This is a genomic window from Amycolatopsis rifamycinica (assembly GCF_000695625.1).
GTDB classification, from domain to species: domain Bacteria; phylum Actinomycetota; class Actinomycetes; order Mycobacteriales; family Pseudonocardiaceae; genus Amycolatopsis; species Amycolatopsis rifamycinica.
On the sequence record NZ_JMQI01000071.1, the window covers coordinates 25,106 to 41,196 of the forward strand.

Below are 16,091 nucleotides of genomic sequence, written 5' to 3' on the forward strand. Positions count from 1 at the left end.
CGTGCAACTTCAAGCTCCCTTGAAGTCAAGCACCCGCGCGGCGAACCGGGCGCCGATCCGGCGGTGGGCCGCCGGGCACGGGTGGAGGTCGTCCGGCAGCGGTAACTCCGCGAAGTCCTCCGGGCCGTACAGGGACAGGCCGTCGAGGTAGCTCAAGTGCGGGTCCGACGCCTGCCGCTGCGAAGCGATCCGGGCCAGCCCCTCCCGGATGATCTCCAACGTCAGCTTGCCCGGGCCCGGCTCGCCGGTCGCGCGGAACCGGACTTCGCCGCGGGCCAGCGCCGCGTGGTCGAAGTCGCCCGGGCCCGGCGTCCGCTCGTGGATCGGGCAGTACAGCGGCGAGACGACGACGAGCGGGGTGTCCGGGTGGCCGTCGCGGATCGTGTCGAGGAAGCCGTGCACCGCGGGCCCGAACGCGCGCAGGCGCATCAGGTCCGCGTTCACCACGTTGATGCCCAGCTTGACGCTGATCAGGTCGGCGGGCGTGTCGCGCATCGCCCGCGCGGTGAACGGGTCGAGCAGCGCGTTGCCGCTGAAGCCGAGGTTCACCAGGTCGACGCCGGCCGCGGTGGCGGCGAGCGCGGGCCACGTCGTCGCGGGGCTCGCCGCGTTCGAGCCGTGGCTGATCGAGCTGCCGTGGTGCAGCCACACCCGCCGGTCGCCCGGCACCGCCTCGACCGGCGCGTCCGTGCGCAGGGCGATCAGCTCGGTGAGCTCGTTGTGCGGCAACCAGAGCTCGACGTCCTTGCGCTGCCCGCCCAGCCCGGCGAACCGGACGACACCGGGCGCACCCCCGGTCAGCGAGGACGCCCCGATCGCCATGTCGACGTTCAGCGTGTGGCCGCCGGCCACACTCGCCTGGGCGGTGAGCTGACCGTCGACGAGCAGGTCGTACACGCCGTCGGGGCGCGGCGGGGCGCCGGCGTACACCTGCTTGGTCGGCAGCGTCTCCAGCTCGACGACGTCCGCCGTGGTCCGGAACCGCAGCCGGACGCCCGCGGGCTGCGCTTCGGCCATGGCGAGCCGGGGGTCGGTGTTCTGCGCCCGCGCGCGGGCCGGGAGCCGGTGGGGCACCAGGCCGCGCCCGGTGCGTTCGAGTTCGAGGGCGCCGCGGACGAGGTCCGCGGTCAGCGGGGTGGTGATCATGAGGTGGGCCAATCGCGAAGGACGGTGTCGAGCACGGCGAGGATGCGGTGCCAGGACTGCTGCGAGGGAGGAGCGCTGTGGTCGAACCCGCCCTGGGTCTCGAGGCTGACGAACCCGTGGAAGACGCTGCCCAGCAGCCGCACGGCGTGCGTCTCGTCCGGCCCCGTCAGGTCGTAGCCGCGCAGGATCGCGCGCATCATCTCCGCGTGCCGGGGGCCGGCGCTCGCGGCGGCGGTCTCCGGATCGAGCCGCAGCTGCGCCGCCGCATACCGGCCCGGGTGCTCGCGGGCGTAGTCGCGGTAGACGTCGGCGAAAGCCACGAGCGCGTCACGCCCGGCCCGGCCCGCAAGCGCGGCGGCGGCCCGCTCGGCGAGCTCGTCCAGCGCTAGCAGGGCGATCTTGGTCCGCAGGTCGTGGGCGTTCTTGACGTGCGAATACAGGCTCGCGACCTTGACGTCGAACCGCCGCGCGAGCTCCGAGGGCGTCACGTGCTCGAAGCCGACCTCGTCGGCCAGTTCCGCCCCGGCGCGCACCACGCGTTCCGTGGTCAACCCGGCTCTAACCATGATCTCACTCCCTTTTGCCTAAAGAGAGTGTAGATCATCCTAAATGCTTTAGGAGAAGAGGGCGTCCGCCCAGCTCGACTCGCGGGTCAGGCCCGGCGGGACCGCGAAGTGCGCGGAGCCGGTGTGCTGGACGTACTCCATCATCGCGTCCTTCGACGACAGCACCTGCTGCATCGGCACGTACTGCTTCCGGGTGTCGCGGTTGAACGCCAGGAAGAACAGCCCCGCTTCGAGGTGCCCGACACCGTCGGACCCGTCGACGAAGTTGTAGCCGCGGCGCAGGATCCGGACGCCGTCGAGCGCCTGGTGCGAGGCCAGCCGGACGTGCGCGTCCTCCGGGATCACCTTCTCGCCGCCCGCGCCGCCGACGTCCAGGTCCAGCTCGTCGAACTCCGCGGTCTGGCCCAGCGGGGCGCCGGTGCCCTTCGTGCGGCCGACGATCTTCTCCTGGCCGTCGAGGGTTTCGCGGTCCCACGTCTCGATGTGCATCCGGATCCGGCGCGCCACCAGGTACGTGCCGCCGGCCATCCAGGCCTGGCCGTCGGCCGCGGTGGCCCACACCTGGTCGCGCAGGAAGTCCGTGTCCTCGGACTTGATGTTGTTCGTGCCGTCCTTGAAGCCGAACAGGTTCCGGGGCGTCTGCTGCGCCCGCGACGTCGAGGAGCTGCGGCCGAAGCCGAGCTGCGACCAGCGGACCTCGGTGACGCCGAAGCCGAGCCGCACCAGGTTGCGCACCGCGTGCACCGCCACCTGCGGGTCGTCCGCGCAGGCCTGGATGCACAGGTCGCCGCCGCTGCGGGCCGGGTCGAGCTTGTCCTTCGGGAACAGCGGCAGGTCGATCAGCTGCGGCGGGCGCTTGGCCGCCAGGCCGAACCGGCCGTCGAACAGCGACGGCCCGAACCCGATGGTCAGCGTCAGGTTCGAGGGCGGCAGGTCGAGCGCCTCGCCGGTGTCGCCGGGCGGGGCGTACGCGCCGCTGCCCACCGCGCCGTTCGCGACGACCTCCTGGCCCGCCGTCATCCGGCGGGCCGCCTCGGTCCACGTCTTGAGCAGCGCCCGCAGCTTCTCGCGGTCCTTCGTCGTGACGTCGAGGGCCGCGAAGTGCAGATTGGCTTGCGCCGGCGTGACGATCCCGGCCTGGTGCTCGCCGTGGAAGTCGACGACGTTCGTCGACGCCTCGGCGTTGCCGCTCGTCGCCTTGTCGATCCCGATGCCGGCGGCCGCCCCGGCCCCGGCGAGCGCGACACCCGCGCCCGCCAGGCCGAAGAGCTTCCGCCGCGAGACCCGCGTGCCCTCTGCCGACGTCACTTCGACACGACCTCCGCAACCTTGCTCAGCGGTTCGCTCAGCGCGTCGACGGCCGAGGCGAACTCCTTGACCTGGTCCTGGGAAAGCTCGGTGTACAGCTTGAAGCCGTCACCGGTCCGCTGCTTGTCGAGCAGGCCCTGCACGTTCGCGAACTCCTTGTCCAAGGTGGACACGAGCGCGGCGTCCTTGGCCTGCAGGATGGGCCGCAGCGAGGCGATCGCGCCCTTGGAACCGTCCACGTTGGCCTGGAAGTCCCACAGGTCGGTGTGCGAGAACGCCTCTTCCTCGCCGGTGATCTTGCCGGTGGCCACCTCGTCGAGCAGGCCCTTGGCGCCGTTCGCGAGGTCCAGAGCGGACAGCTCCAGCGTCTTCGACTTGGCGACCAGGTCCTTGACGTCGGTCACCAGCTTGTCGGCGATCTGGCCGCTGTCGGGCTGCAGGCCGGTCTTGAACAGGTCCTTCTCCAGCCGGTGGAAGCCGGTGAACTGCTGGTTCGGCTCGAGGTCGGCCTCGCGGACGTCGATGGCCGGGTCGAGGTCGCCGAACTTCTCGGCGACCGGCTCGATCCGCTCGTAGTAGACGCGGGTGCGCGCGTACGCGGCCTTCGCCTCGTCGGTCTTGCCGGCCTTGACGAGGTCGGCGAACTTCACCGTCTCGTCCTGCAGCGCGGAGGTGTTGTTCGCGATGTAGCCGGCGTAGCTCTTGGTCGCGTCCGCCTTCTGCGCGTTGGTGTCGTTCTGCTTCGCGACGCCGCCGGTGACGGTGAACTCGCCGCGGATGCCGTTGCCGGCCATGCCGGGCTTGCACGCGGTCTGGTACTTGCCCGCGTCGGCGACCTCGACGATCAGCCGCCGGTTCAGCCCGGGCGCGATGTTCTCGACCTCGCCCATGATCCGGTCGCCCTCGGCGTAGAGGTAGAACTCGGTGACCTTGGTGCCCTTGTTGGTGATCTCGAAGGTCACGTTCCCCGCCTTGGCGGTGGTCGCGGAAACCTCGCACGCGGAGTCGGACGCCGCGACCTTGATGGGGCCGTCCGCGGCGGCACCGGCGGTGTCGCTCTTGCTGTCGCACGCGGCCAGCGTCACCAGGACGGCGGCGCCGGCCAGTACGGCCAGCGAGGGGGTCTTGCGCACGGTCACTCCTTCGAGGCGGCCGCGGCGGCGGGTGCCGGCGCGGTCTTCTTGCTGGGCTTGAGGAACAGGGGCAGCACGATGGCGACGTAGGCGACCCAGGCGACGGCCTGCAGCACGGTCGTCTGCTGCGAGTAGTTGAAGATGCCCTTCAGCAGCGCGCCGTACCAGGACGTCTCGGGCAGCGTCGCCGAGGCGTCGAACGCCAGGGTGCCGATCCCGGGCAGGAAGGCGGCCTCCTGCAGGTCGTGCAGGCCGTAGCCGAGCACGCCGGCGGCGACGAACACGAGCAGGACGCCGGTGATCGTGAAGAACTTGCCGAGGTTGAAGCGGACGGCGCCCCGGTAGAGCAGCCAGGCGAGCACCACCGCGGCCGCGATGCCGACGGCGAAGCCGATCAGCGGCTGCACGGTGTCGGACTGCGCGGTCTGGACGGCGGAGTAGAAGAACACCGCGGTCTCCAGCCCCTCGCGCCCGACCGCGAGGAACGACAGCAGCAGCACGGCCGCCGGGCCGACGTCCAGCGCGTCGTCCATCTTCCCGCGCAGTTCGGCGGCGATGCTCTTCGACGCCTTGCGCATCCAGAAGATCATCGCGGTGACGAACACGACGGCGACGATCGACAGGCTCCCGCCGAGCAGCTCCTGGTGCTCGAAGGAGAGCTGGGCGGTCGTGTAGGTGAGGATCGCGCCGACGGCGATCGACAGCAGCACCGCGGCGCCGACGCCCGGCCAGACCCAGCGCAGCGCGTGCCGCCGCTCGGTCTTGACGAGGAAGGCCACCAGGATGCTGACGACCAGCGCGGCTTCCAGGCCTTCGCGCAGCCCGATCAGCGCGCTCGAGAACAACACCGGTCCGCCTCCCTGAGTTCTGCTTCCGTGATGGTTTTAGGTAAGGCTCACCTGTAAGTCCAGTGACACTACGCCCGCGAGAGACGGATGAAAGCGGCATAACGGACTGCGGCGCGAAGTTAGGTTAGGGTAACCGCAGGTCAGGGGCCTGCGCGTCGACTCGATAACAAAATTTGTGACGTCGCTGGCAGGGGGAGGGTTTTTACCCTCCGCTTGCCTGCTCAGGCGACGAAGGGACCCTCTTGAGTGGCTCCGTAACCTGTTCGGGTGGCCGATACCGCTCAGCCGACCGTCACGCCTCCGTCGCCGCCTCCGGGCGGGCCGCCCAGGCGGTACGTCGGCCGGATCGCCCTCGCGCTGGGGCTGGTGCTCACCGGCGTGGTCCTCGTCGTCACCATCGGTGTCCGGAACCCGGAGGCGCCCACCGCGTCGCCGCCGGTCCAGCCCGCGCTGGCCATCCCGGAACAGCGACCGCAGCCGGGCGCCGAAGCACCCCGGGCCGGGCTGGCCGCGCCGATCGACCGGCCGCAGGTGTCCGACCAGGCCGAGCTGGACGCGTGGGCGACCCGCGTCGCCGGCAAGACGCACATCCCGGCGCGCGTGCTCGCGGCGTACGGGCGCGCGGAGATGTGGATGCAGCGCCAGAAACCGACGTGCCACCTCTCGTGGGCGACCCTTTCCGGCATCGGCCGCGTCGAGAACGAGCGCGGGGACTTCGACCTCGGGGCGATCGGCGCGGACGGCCGGGTGGCGAAGCCGGTGGTCGGCCCGCCGCTGGACGGTTCGCCGGGCGTCCCGGCGGTGCACGACAGCGACGGCGGCAGGCTCGACGGCGACAAGTCGTGGGACCACCTGATCGGCCCGATGCAGTTCCTGCCGTCGACGTGGAAGAAGTACCAGGAGCGCGCGAACGGCGACGGCGGCACGCCGGACCCGCAGAACGTCGACGACGCGGCCTTCACCGCGGCCCGGTTCCTGTGTTCCGGCGGCGACGACCTCGGCACCCCGGCGGGGTGGTGGCGGGCGATCCTGTTCTACAACCAGGCCCTGGCGTACGGCCAGGACGTCTTCAGCGCGGCGGACGCCTACGCGGAGGCGAGCGTCGCGCCCTGAGGTCAGAGCTCGCGGTCGGCGAGCAACGGGGTGACGGCCGTCAGCACCAGCAGCAGCAACCCGGCGTAAGCGCCCAGCGTGGCGAAGATCGACATCGTGGTTCCTCCCTGTTCGGTCTGGAACCAGCTTCGCCGGAAGACGGCTCGCCGGACATCGGTCGAGGGGCCCGGCCTCATCGGCCGAAAGGCTGAGGTGACCCGGGCCGTTCGGCCCTGGTCGCCTCAGGGCTCGCGCAGCGCGATGTGCGCCTTGACCTCGCTGATCGCCTCGAGGTACTCCGGCACCGGGTTCATCGCCGACGCGATCCGCAGCTGGCCCAGCGCCTCGACGAACCGGCCGAGCCGCTGCAGCGTCCGGCCCAGGATGAACCGCGCGTAGTGGTCCGTGGGATCGAGCTCCAGCACCCGGGTGAACGCCTCTTCGGCGCGGCGCAGCTGAGCGGAGTGGAAGTACGCGCGCCCGGCGAGCAGGTGCACCGACGGCTTGTCCGTTTCGGATTCCAGCAGGGGCTGCAGGGCTTTCAGCGCGTCGAGCGGACGACGGCGGCCGACCAGATCTTCGGCCTGGCGGAAGGCATGGAACCGCGACTCCTCGGGAGGCTGCGAAGCAGCTGCGGCGTCCGTCATGGTCGCTCCCACGTTACCCCCGGGGAGGGGGATGCACACGCCTCCGAACGGGACGTGATGGACTGTGCCGCCATGAGCAGCGGGTACCGGGGCCTGGCGCCCTACCTCTACTACTCCGACGCCACGGCGGCGCTCGCCTGGCTGACCAGGGTCTTCGGCTTCACCGAGGAGGTCCGGTTCTGCGACGCGGCGGGTGAGGTCTTCCAGGCGACGCTGCGGGCGGGCGACGCGCGGATCCAGCTCGCGGGTGTCGGGGCGGACTACTGGCAGGCCAAGGGCGTCGACGGCCCGGTCGGCCAGCTCAACATCGTCTACGTCGACGACGTGGACGAGACCTACGCCCGGGTCGAAGCCGCCCTCGGGGACGAGTGCGAGCTGGAGCCGCCGCAGGACCAGCCCTACGGGGCCCGGGTGTTCACCGTCGCCGATCTCGGGGGCAACAGCTGGACGTTCTGGCAGCAGACGTCCGACACCGTCGAGCTGCCGCCGGGCTGGCAGGCGGTCCGCGCGGGCGGTGAGTCCTCCAACGGGTGAACCCCGGCGGCGGCTAGGCTGGGCGCGTCACCGCAGGCAGGAACGATTCACCCGAGGAGCATGGCGTGGCTCTCATCGAGCAGGTAGGCGCGCGCGAGATTCTGGACTCGCGCGGCAACCCGACGGTCGAGGTGGAGGTGGCTCTCGACGACGGCACCCTGGCGCGGGCCGCGGTCCCGTCGGGGGCGTCGACCGGTGAGCACGAAGCGGTCGAGCTGCGTGACGGCGACACCGGCCGCTACAACGGCAAGGGCGTCGAGCGCGCGGTCGCCGCGGTGCTCGACGAGATCGGCCCGGAGATGGTCGGCATCGAGGCCGTCGACCAGCGGATCGTCGACCAGAAGCTGGTCGACCTCGACGGCACGCCGGCGAAGTCCCGCCTCGGCGCGAACGCCATCCTCGGCGTCTCGCTGGCCGTCGCGAAGGCCGCCGCCGACTCGGCCGAGCTGGAGCTGTTCCGCTACCTGGGCGGGCCGAACGCGCACGTGCTGCCGGTGCCGATGCTGAACATCCTCAACGGCGGTTCGCACGCGGACAGCAACGTCGACGTCCAGGAGTTCATGATCGCGCCGATCGGCGCGGAGACCTTCCGCGAGGCCCTGCGCTGGGGCGCCGAGGTCTACCACTCGCTGAAGTCGGTGCTGAAGGGCCGCGGCCTCTCGACCGGCCTCGGCGACGAAGGCGGCTTCGCGCCGAACCTGGCGAACAACCGCGAGGCGCTCGACCTGATCCTGCAGGCCATCGAGAAGGCCGGCTACACCCCGGGCCGCGACGTCGCGCTCGCGCTCGACGTCGCCGCGACGGAGTTCTTCGCCGACGGCGCGTACACCTTCGAAGGCAGCAAGAAGAGCGCGGAGCAGATGTCGGCGTACTACGCCGAGCTGCTGCGCGACTACCCGCTCGTGTCCATCGAGGACCCGCTGAGCGAGGACGACTGGGACGGCTGGGTCACCCTGACCGCCGAGGTCGGCGAGAAGGTCCAGATCGTCGGCGACGACCTGTTCGTCACCAACCCGGACCGCCTGGAGGAGGGCATCACCCGCCGCGCCGCCAACGCGCTGCTGGTGAAGGTCAACCAGATCGGCACCCTGTCCGAGACGCTCGACGCGATCTCGCTGGCCACGTCGTTCGGCTACAAGTCGATGATGAGCCACCGCTCGGGCGAGACCGAGGACACGTTCATCGCGGACCTGGCGGTCGCCACCGGCGTCGGCCAGATCAAGACCGGTGCCCCGGCCCGCGGCGAGCGGATCGCCAAGTACAACCAGCTGCTGCGCATCGAGGAGACCCTCGGTGACGCCGCCCGGTACGCCGGCGAGCTGGCCTTCCCGCGGTTCAGCGCCGAGGCCTGAGGCCGATGGCGGACCGGGGGAGGACGCGCGGCCGCCGTGGCGGTGGCGGCGGGGCATCGCGGGTCGGTGGGCCCACGCGGACCCGCCGCCCCGAAGCCGGGCGTGCGGGCAGCCCGGGCTCCCGGGCGCCCCGGACGGCGGACGGGGCGACAGCGGCCCGCCGTCGCGCCGGCGACGCCGAGACCGCCAGGGCCCGGCTGCGCCGGGGCCTGGCGGCCAAGCGGGCGTCCGGTGCGGCGAAGGTGCTCGGCATGTCCACCACCCGCCGCGCGGCGGTGGTGGCGATCGTGGTGTGCGCGCTGGCGTTCACCATCGCCGTGCCCCTGCGCACGTACCTCTCCCAGCGGACGGAGGTCCGCGAACAGCAGGCGCAGCAGGCCCTGCTGCAGCAGGAGGTCGCTCAGCTCCAAGGCCGCAAGGCGGAGCTGAGCGACCCCGCGCAGATCGAGGCCGAGGCTCGGCGGCGGCTGCGGTACGTCAAGCCGGGCGAGACGCCGTACATCGTCCAGCTGCCGGAGGACAAGGCGCCGGACGCGGCCCCGCCGGCCGGGCCGCAGCAGGTCGCGGGCAGCTCCTGGTACGAGAACCTGTGGAACCAGGTCTCGGGCGGCTGAGGGGCACGCTCTAACCTTGACCGCGTGAACAGCACGCAGCAGCACCGGTTCGAGCCCGTCACCGACGCCGACCGCGAGACCATCGCGGAGCAGCTCGGACGGCCGCCGCGGGCGTTGCGCGCGATCGCCGCGCGGTGCCCGAGCGGGCACCCGTCCGTGGTGCAGACCAGCCCGCGGCTGGAGAACGGGACGCCGTTCCCGACGCTCTACTACCTGACGTGCCCGAAGCTGAATTCGATGATCGGCACCATCGAGGCGTCCGGGATCATGAAGGAGATGACCGAGCGGCTCACCACCGATCCCGAGCTCGCCGCGCAGTACCAGCGCACCCACGAGGTGTACCTCGCCGAGCGGGACGCCATCGAGCCGCTCGGCCACCAGGTCACCGCCGGCGGGATGCCCGGCCGCGTCAAGTGCCTGCACGTGCACGTCGCCCACGCCCTGGCCGTCGGCCCCGGGGTGAATCCGTTCGGTGACGAGACGCTGGCCCTGCTTAAGGCCAACGGGTGGCCCGCGGGGGACTGCGCCGCGTAACACTCGCGCGTTGTAAACAGATAACTGGTCTGGGTGAGCGAAAACCTCGATCGCGTGTTTCTTCAGGCTGAAACCTCGCCGCGCTTGCGGCAGGCTGTCACCCGAAAGCGTGATCGATCCGGCCAGGAGGGCTCTGAGCATGCGTGTGCGGCGACTGCCGGAAGCAGTCGGGAGCTACGCGCGAAGATTCGGGATCCGCCACCGCACCGCGTACCCCCTGATCACCGGCATCCTGGCCGTGGTCCCGGCGCTGGTCGCCGGCGGCGGCACCCTCGGCTGGCTCGGCGGCGGCGGTGAGCACACCCGCGACGCCGCGCTCGCCCAGGGCTACGACCCCGGGAACGCCGCCCTCCAGCAGATCGCCGTCGACGGCACCCTGCCCGGCGCGCCCACCCCGATGCCCCTGCCAGCCTACGAGCTCCCCGACGGCCCGCTCGGCATCCCGGCCACCGCGCTCAGGGCGTACCAGAACGCCGCCGGCATCCTCGGCCGCGAGCAGCCCGCGTGCCACATCGACTGGGCGCTGATCGCCAGCATCGGCCGGATCGAGTCCAACCACGCCCGCGGCGGGTACGTCGACGCGTTCGGGACCACCCGCGAGCCGATCCTCGGCCCGCAGCTCAACGGCCAGGGCAACTTCGCCGCGATCCCGGACACCGACCAGGGCCTGCTCGACACCGACCCGGTGTGGGACCGCGCGGTCGGCCCGACCCAGTTCATCCCGGGAACGTGGCGGGGCTACGCCTCCGACGGCAACGGCGACGGCAAGTCCGACCCGAACAACATCTTCGACGCGGCCCTGGCCACCGGCCGGTACCTGTGCTCCGGCGGGTTCGACCTGGCGAAGCCGGACCAGCTGCGCGGGGCGATCTACCGGTACAACAACTCCGACACGTACGTGAACACGGTCATCCTGTGGGCGGACGCCTACCGCAACGGGATCATGCAGGTACCGGACAGCACGGTGCCGGTCGGCGCGCCGAACGCGGCGGCACTCCCCGCGCCGCCGTCGACGCCGCCCCCGCCGGTTCCGCCGGCCTCTTCGGCACCGCCGTCGCCGACGACGACCACGCCGGGCAGCACCTCGAAGCCGCCGACCACGACCACCACGCCGGACTCGTGCACGAAGCCACCGACCACCACGGTGACCACGACGACGGTCACGAGCGTCACGACCGTGCCGTCGCCGACGACCAACGAGCCGAGCCCGGCCCCGACCACGAAGACCACGCCGCCGGACCCGACGTGCGGCCAGGTGGTCACCTCGGTCACCACGTCGACCACCCCGACCACGACCACCCTGCCGTCCCCCACCACCTGACCCGGCCGAACCGGGCACTTTCACGTGAAAGTGCCCGGGTTAGGGTGACCGCATGCCTCGTGTTGCCGCGATCGACTGTGGGACCAACTCCATCCGCCTGCTCGTCGCCGAGCTGACGCCGCGCCACGACGGCACGGTCGACCTGCGCGACCTGCACCGCGAAATGCGGATCGTCCGGCTCGGCCAGGGTGTCGACGCCACCGGCGAGCTGGCCCCCGAGGCGCTCGAACGCACCCGCGTCGCGCTCGCCGACTACACGGTCGCCGCGCGGCGGAAGGGCGTGGAGAAGGTCCGCATGGTCGCCACGTCCGCGACCCGCGACGCGAAGAACCGCGACGAGTTCTTCCGCATGACGCGCGAGACCCTGGGCGTCGAGGCCGAGGTGATCAGCGGTGACGAAGAGGCGCGGCTGTCGTTCACCGGCGCGGTGGGCGAGCAGGACCCGGACGACGGCCCGTTCGTGGTGGTCGACGTCGGCGGCGGCTCGACCGAGCTGGTCCTGGGCACCTGGGACGGACGGCGGGCCGAAGTGCTCGCGGCGAAGTCCGTCGACATCGGGTGCGTCCGGATCACCGAGCGCGCGCTGAAGAGCGACCCGCCGTCCGTCGAGGAGATCGCCGCCGCCCGCGACCTGGCGGGGAAGGTGCTGACGGACGCGTTCGACGTCGTCGACGTCGCCCGCGCCAAGACCTGGATCGGCGTGGCGGGCACGGTGACGACGCTGTCGGCCATCGCGTTGGGACTGTCCGAGTACGACAGCGAGCGGGTGCACCTGTCCAAGCTGAGCCCGGCCGACATCGACCGCCTCGCGTCCCGCCTGCTCACCGAGGACCACGCCACCCGCGCGGCCAACCCGGTGATCCACCCGGGCCGCGTCGACGTGATCGGCGGCGGCGCGGTAGTGGTCCAGACCCTCGCCGAACAGCTCGCCGCCCGCGGCGGCCCGACGGAGCTGGTCGTGAGCGAGCACGACATCCTCGACGGCATAGCCCTCTCCCTCGCCTGACCCCGTGATCCGTCAGGCATCACGCGTGTCTGGAAGGGCATCACACGTGTCTGGCGGGGCATCACCGTGATGCCCCTCCCATCACGGGTGATGCCCCGCTGGACACGGGTGATGCCCCTTTGGTCACGGGTGATGCCTTTGGGTGCACGGGTGGCTGACCGACCGTTCGGCCGTCTGAAAGGGCTTGTGCCGCAAGCAAACCGAGGGTGAGCGCGTGATGACCACCTGTCCGCGCTGGGCTGTCCGGAGTATCCGGATTCCTCCGTTGGTTGTGCTCCAACCAGGTGGTCCTGACGACCGTCACACATTTGCAACACCGCAGTCCTGTGATCGGCTTCATCGGCCCCGATAGCGTGCGTCTCACCTTTCGGACACACCGGAAATGGAGGGGATCATGCGTCGTTCGCGCAGGCTCTGGGGACCCACGGTGGTGATGACCTCGCTGGCGCTCGCGCTCACCGCGTGCGGCGGTGGCTCGGGCAGCTCCACGGGGTCCGGCGAGGCGGACCCGGACGGCACGGTGAGTGTCTACGGCACGGAACCGCAGAACGCGCTGGTCCCGACCAACATCAACGACCTCGGCGGCACCAAGGCCGTCCAGCCGATGTTCGCCACGCTGGTCGGGTTCAAGGGCGCGGACGCCAAGCCCTTCAACCTGATGGCGGACTCGATCACCACGACCGACTCCAAGGTCTACGACATCAAGATCAAGCAGGGCTGGAAGTTCCACGACGGCACCGAGGTGAAGGCGCACAACTTCATCGACGCCTGGAACTACGGCGCCTACGCGCCGAACGGCCAGCTCAACACCGACTTCTTCTCGAACATCCAAGGCTACAAGGACGTCCACCCCGAGGACGAGAACGCCAAGCCGGCCACCGACAAGATGTCCGGGCTGGTCGCGAAGGGCGACTACGAGTTCCAGGTGACGCTCAACGCGCCGTTCTCCGTCTTCGACATCAAGGTCGGCTACCAGGCCTTCGCGCCGCTGCCCGACTCGTTCTTCAAGGACCCCAAGGCCTTCGAGCAGCACCCGATCGGCAACGGGCCGCTCAAGTTCGTCTCGCGGACGCCCAACCAGGACATCAAGCTCACCCGCTTCGACGACTACAAGGGTGACGACAAGGTCAAGTTCAAGAACCTCGACATCAAGATCTACTCCAGCCAGGAGACCGCCTACCAGGACCTGCTGAGCGGGCGGCTCGACTTCATGGAGGCGCTGCCGCCGTCGGCCGTCGCCGGTGGCAAGTACAAGAACGACCTCGGCGACCGGCTGGTGACCGGCCACCTGCTCGGGATCAGCACCATCAACATCCCGTACTACGTGCCCGGCTACAACAACCTCGAGCTGCGCAAGGCCATCTCGATGGCGATCGACCGCGCGCAGATCACCAAGACCGTCATGAACGACACCTACGTGCCGGCCGACGGCTACATCTCGCAGGGCATCCAGGGCGCGCGGGCCGGTGTCTGCCAGTTCTGCAAGTTCGACCCGGCCGCTGCCAAGGAGGCTTTCCAGAAGTCGGGCTTCAAGGGCAAGCTGACCATCGCGTCCAACGCGGACGGTGGCCGCAAGGAACCGCTGGTCGCGGCGTGCAACAGCATCAAGAACACCCTCGGTGTCGAGTGCGACTTCGTGCCCGCCACCGACTTCGGCCAGTGGCGCAGCATCGTGACCGGCCACAAGCTCACCGGCATGGGCCGCTCGGACTGGTCGGCGGACTACCCGTCCATCGAGGACTTCCTGAACCCGCTCTACAAGACCGGTGGGTCCTCGAACGACTCGACGTACTCGAACCCGCAGGTCGACGCCCTCCTCGTCCAGGCGGACTCGACCGCCGACAAGGACGCGGCGGTCAAGCTGTACCAGCAGGCCGAGGACCTGATCGCGAAGGACCTGCCGACGATCCCGGTGTGGGACGAGAAGGGCGTCGCGGCGAAGTCGAAGAACCTCAAGGCGGCCGCCCTGGACTTCCGCCGCATGCCGGACTACCCGGCCATCGAGGTCCTGAAGAAGTAGCCGCGGCTCCCACTACCACGCCGTCGTGAGTGGTAAGGCCGGTGCTGACCCGCCTTACCGCTCACGACGGCCGGCGCGCACTAGGAACTCCTGATGACCCGCTATGTCCTGCGACGGCTGCTGCAGCTGATCCCGGTGTTCTTCGGCACCACGTTCCTCATCTACGTCCTGGTCTGGGCCGTGCCCGGCGACCCGTTCTCCGGCAAGTGCGGCCAGACCGCCTGCCCGCCGGCCTACATCGCCCTGATGACCGAGAAGTTCCACCTGGACGACAACATCTTCGTCCAGTACGTCAAGTACCTCGGGAGCCTGTTCACCGGCGACTGGGGCGAAACCTTCAACGGCACGTCCGTCGGCGAGCTGATCGCCACGTCCTACCCGATCACGCTGCGCCTGGCCGTGATCGCCGTGGCCATCGAAGCGGTCATCGGGCTCACCGCCGGCGTGCTGACCGGCCTGCGCGGCAAGGGTTTCCTCGACAACCTCGTGCTGGTCTCGACCACGTTCCTGATCTCGCTGCCGGTGTTCGTCACCGCGATCGTGCTGCAGCTGGCCCTGGGCGGCAACGGACTGGGCTGGATCGAGGCGAGCGTGTCCGACGACCCGGGCATCGGCGAGCTCATCGTGCCGGGCATCGCGCTCGGCAGCCTGTCCATGGCCTACGTGGCCCGGCTGGCGAGGACGAGCATCGCCGAGAACCGCCGCGCCGACTACGTCCGGACGGCGATCGCGAAGGGCCAGCCGCAGAGCCGGGTCGTGCTCGTCCACCTGCTGCGCAACTCGGTGATCCCGGTGCTGACGTTCCTCGGCACCGACCTCGGCGCCCTGATGGGCGGCGCGATCGTCACCGAAGGCGTGTTCAACATCAACGGGCTGGGCGGGCTGATCTTCCGCGGCATCCAGAACCGGGAGAGCGCGACAGTCGTCGGCGTGGTCGTCCTCCTGGTGCTGGTGTACCTGCTGATGAGCCTGGTCGTCGACCTGCTCTACGCCGTTCTCGACCCGAGGATCCGCTATGACTGACCCGAACCTGGTGGGCGGCGGCGGAGCCGGCGCGGCGGAACTGTCCCGTGTGGACGACTCCGCCACCGGCCCGCAGAAACCCCGCAGCCTGTGGAGCGACGCGTGGCGGCAGCTGCGGCGCAAGCCGGCGGTCATCGCCTCGGCGGTGATCATCCTGCTGATCGTGCTGATCGCGATCGCGCCGGGCCTGTTCAGCTCGCGCGAAGCCGGCTTCAGCGACCTCACGCACGCCAACGAGGGCCCGTCCGCGGACGCCTGGTTCGGCTACGACAACCAGGGCCAGGACGTCTACGCCCGCACGATCTACGGCACCCGCGCGTCCGTGCTGGTCGGCGTGTTCTCCACGCTGGTGACCGTGCTCCTCGGCTCGGTCATCGGCATCGTCGCCGGCTACTACGGCCGGATCGTCGACAGCCTGCTGTCGCGCTTCGGCGACATCTTCGCCGGCCTGCCGTTCGTGCTCGGCGCGATCGTCATCCTGACGACGTTCAACGCCCCCGGCGCCAACCCCGGCGCGGTCACGATCATCGTCCAGGTGGTCTGTTCCATCGCGGTGCTGAGCTGGCCGGTGAGCATGCGGATCATGCGCTCGGCGACGCTGGTGGCCAAGCAGCTCGACTACGTCAAGGCCGCGCGCGGCCTCGGCGCGAGCACCCCGCGGATCATCTTCCGGCACCTGCTGCCGAACACGATCGCGCCGGTGCTCGTGTACGCCACCATCGCGCTCGGCGCGTTCATCGGCGCCGAAGCGACGCTCGCCTACCTCGGCATCGGTGTCCGCGCTCCGGTGATTTCGTGGGGCGTGCTGATCGCCGACTCGCGGGACTACTTCCGGAACGACCCGCACATGCTGCTGTTCCCCGGCGCCTTCGTCACCCTGACCGTGCTGGCCTTCGTGATGCTCGGCGACGGCATCCGCGACGCGCTCGATCCGAAGTCGAGGTAGC

The 16,091-nt window shown here is 70.4% G+C and carries 16 protein-coding genes; 10 read left to right on the forward strand and 6 right to left on the reverse strand.

The genetic code is table 11. The features are described 5' to 3' along the window. Positions 1-9 precede the first annotated feature (9 nt). The 5 genes from DV20_RS34535 to efeU are packed head-to-tail and all read right to left on the reverse strand — an operon-like array spanning position 10 to position 5,001. On the reverse strand, positions 10-1,146 hold the full coding sequence (locus tag DV20_RS34535; protein ID WP_043787427.1) for an SGNH/GDSL hydrolase family protein: 1,137 nt from the start codon (positions 1,144-1,146) through the stop codon (positions 10-12). Further along, on the reverse strand, positions 1,143-1,712 hold the full coding sequence (locus DV20_RS34540) for a TetR/AcrR family transcriptional regulator (protein WP_043787428.1): 570 nt from the start codon (positions 1,710-1,712) through the stop codon (positions 1,143-1,145). Before DV20_RS34540 ends, DV20_RS34535 begins: the two co-directional genes overlap by 4 nt. A 48-nt stretch (positions 1,713-1,760) precedes the next feature. After that, entirely contained in the window at positions 1,761-3,020 is a 1,260-nt protein-coding gene (gene efeB / locus DV20_RS34545; protein ID WP_043787429.1) for an iron uptake transporter deferrochelatase/peroxidase subunit, read from the reverse strand. Then, entirely contained in the window at positions 3,017-4,159 is a 1,143-nt protein-coding gene (gene efeO, locus DV20_RS34550; RefSeq protein ID WP_043787430.1) for an iron uptake system protein EfeO, read from the reverse strand. The genes efeB and efeO overlap by 4 nt, the downstream gene beginning before the upstream one ends. Then, the gene (gene efeU, locus DV20_RS34555; RefSeq protein WP_043787431.1) at positions 4,156-5,001 is read right to left on the reverse strand and encodes an iron uptake transporter permease EfeU; all 846 of its coding nucleotides are present in this window, start codon (positions 4,999-5,001) and stop codon (positions 4,156-4,158) included. The genes efeO and efeU overlap by 4 nt, the downstream gene beginning before the upstream one ends. A gap of 366 nt (positions 5,002-5,367) precedes the next feature. Between efeU and DV20_RS34560 the strand changes: the two genes are divergently transcribed. Further along, complete coding sequence (locus tag DV20_RS34560; RefSeq protein WP_043787473.1) at positions 5,368-6,114, forward strand: lysozyme family protein; 747 nt, start codon at positions 5,368-5,370, stop codon at positions 6,112-6,114. A 221-nt stretch (positions 6,115-6,335) separates the two neighbouring features. Here DV20_RS34560 and DV20_RS34565 read toward each other — a convergent pair whose 3' ends face one another. Beyond that, positions 6,336-6,740, reverse strand: coding sequence for a tetratricopeptide repeat protein (locus tag DV20_RS34565; RefSeq protein WP_043787432.1), 405 nt, complete (start codon positions 6,738-6,740; stop codon positions 6,336-6,338). 72 nt (positions 6,741-6,812) lie between these two features. On the opposite strand from DV20_RS34565, the gene DV20_RS34570 reads away from it, so the two are divergent. From DV20_RS34570 to DV20_RS34610, 9 genes are all read left to right on the forward strand, one after another. Then, positions 6,813-7,274 (forward strand): VOC family protein, encoded by a 462-nt coding sequence (locus DV20_RS34570; RefSeq protein WP_043787433.1) that lies wholly within the window; start codon positions 6,813-6,815, stop codon positions 7,272-7,274. Positions 7,275-7,339: 65 nt separating this feature from the next. Next, entirely contained in the window at positions 7,340-8,626 is a 1,287-nt protein-coding gene (eno, locus tag DV20_RS34575) for a phosphopyruvate hydratase (protein WP_043787434.1), read from the forward strand. 251 nt (positions 8,627-8,877) lie between these two features. After that, positions 8,878-9,240: an FtsB family cell division protein gene (locus DV20_RS34580; RefSeq protein WP_084093813.1), complete on the forward strand. Its 363-nt coding sequence runs from the start codon at positions 8,878-8,880 to the stop codon at positions 9,238-9,240. A gap of 24 nt (positions 9,241-9,264) precedes the next feature. Further along, positions 9,265-9,774, forward strand: a complete 510-nt coding sequence (locus DV20_RS34585) for a DUF501 domain-containing protein (RefSeq protein ID WP_043787437.1) — start codon at positions 9,265-9,267, stop codon at positions 9,772-9,774. Positions 9,775-9,913: 139 nt separating this feature from the next. Continuing rightward, positions 9,914-11,095 carry a lytic transglycosylase domain-containing protein gene (locus DV20_RS34590; protein WP_043787438.1) on the forward strand — a complete coding sequence of 394 codons (1,182 nt, stop codon included), beginning with the start codon at positions 9,914-9,916 and terminating at the stop codon, positions 11,093-11,095. 52 nt (positions 11,096-11,147) lie between these two features. After that, entirely contained in the window at positions 11,148-12,101 is a 954-nt protein-coding gene (locus DV20_RS34595; RefSeq protein WP_043787439.1) for a Ppx/GppA phosphatase family protein, read from the forward strand. A gap of 394 nt (positions 12,102-12,495) precedes the next feature. Continuing rightward, complete coding sequence (locus tag DV20_RS34600) at positions 12,496-14,121, forward strand: peptide ABC transporter substrate-binding protein (RefSeq protein WP_235191063.1); 1,626 nt, start codon at positions 12,496-12,498, stop codon at positions 14,119-14,121. A 93-nt stretch (positions 14,122-14,214) separates the two neighbouring features. Beyond that, the gene (locus tag DV20_RS34605; RefSeq protein WP_043787441.1) at positions 14,215-15,144 is read left to right on the forward strand and encodes an ABC transporter permease; all 930 of its coding nucleotides are present in this window, start codon (positions 14,215-14,217) and stop codon (positions 15,142-15,144) included. Further along, positions 15,137-16,090 (forward strand): ABC transporter permease, encoded by a 954-nt coding sequence (locus DV20_RS34610; RefSeq protein ID WP_043787442.1) that lies wholly within the window; start codon positions 15,137-15,139, stop codon positions 16,088-16,090. Before DV20_RS34605 ends, DV20_RS34610 begins: the two co-directional genes overlap by 8 nt. Position 16,091 lies beyond the last annotated feature (1 nt).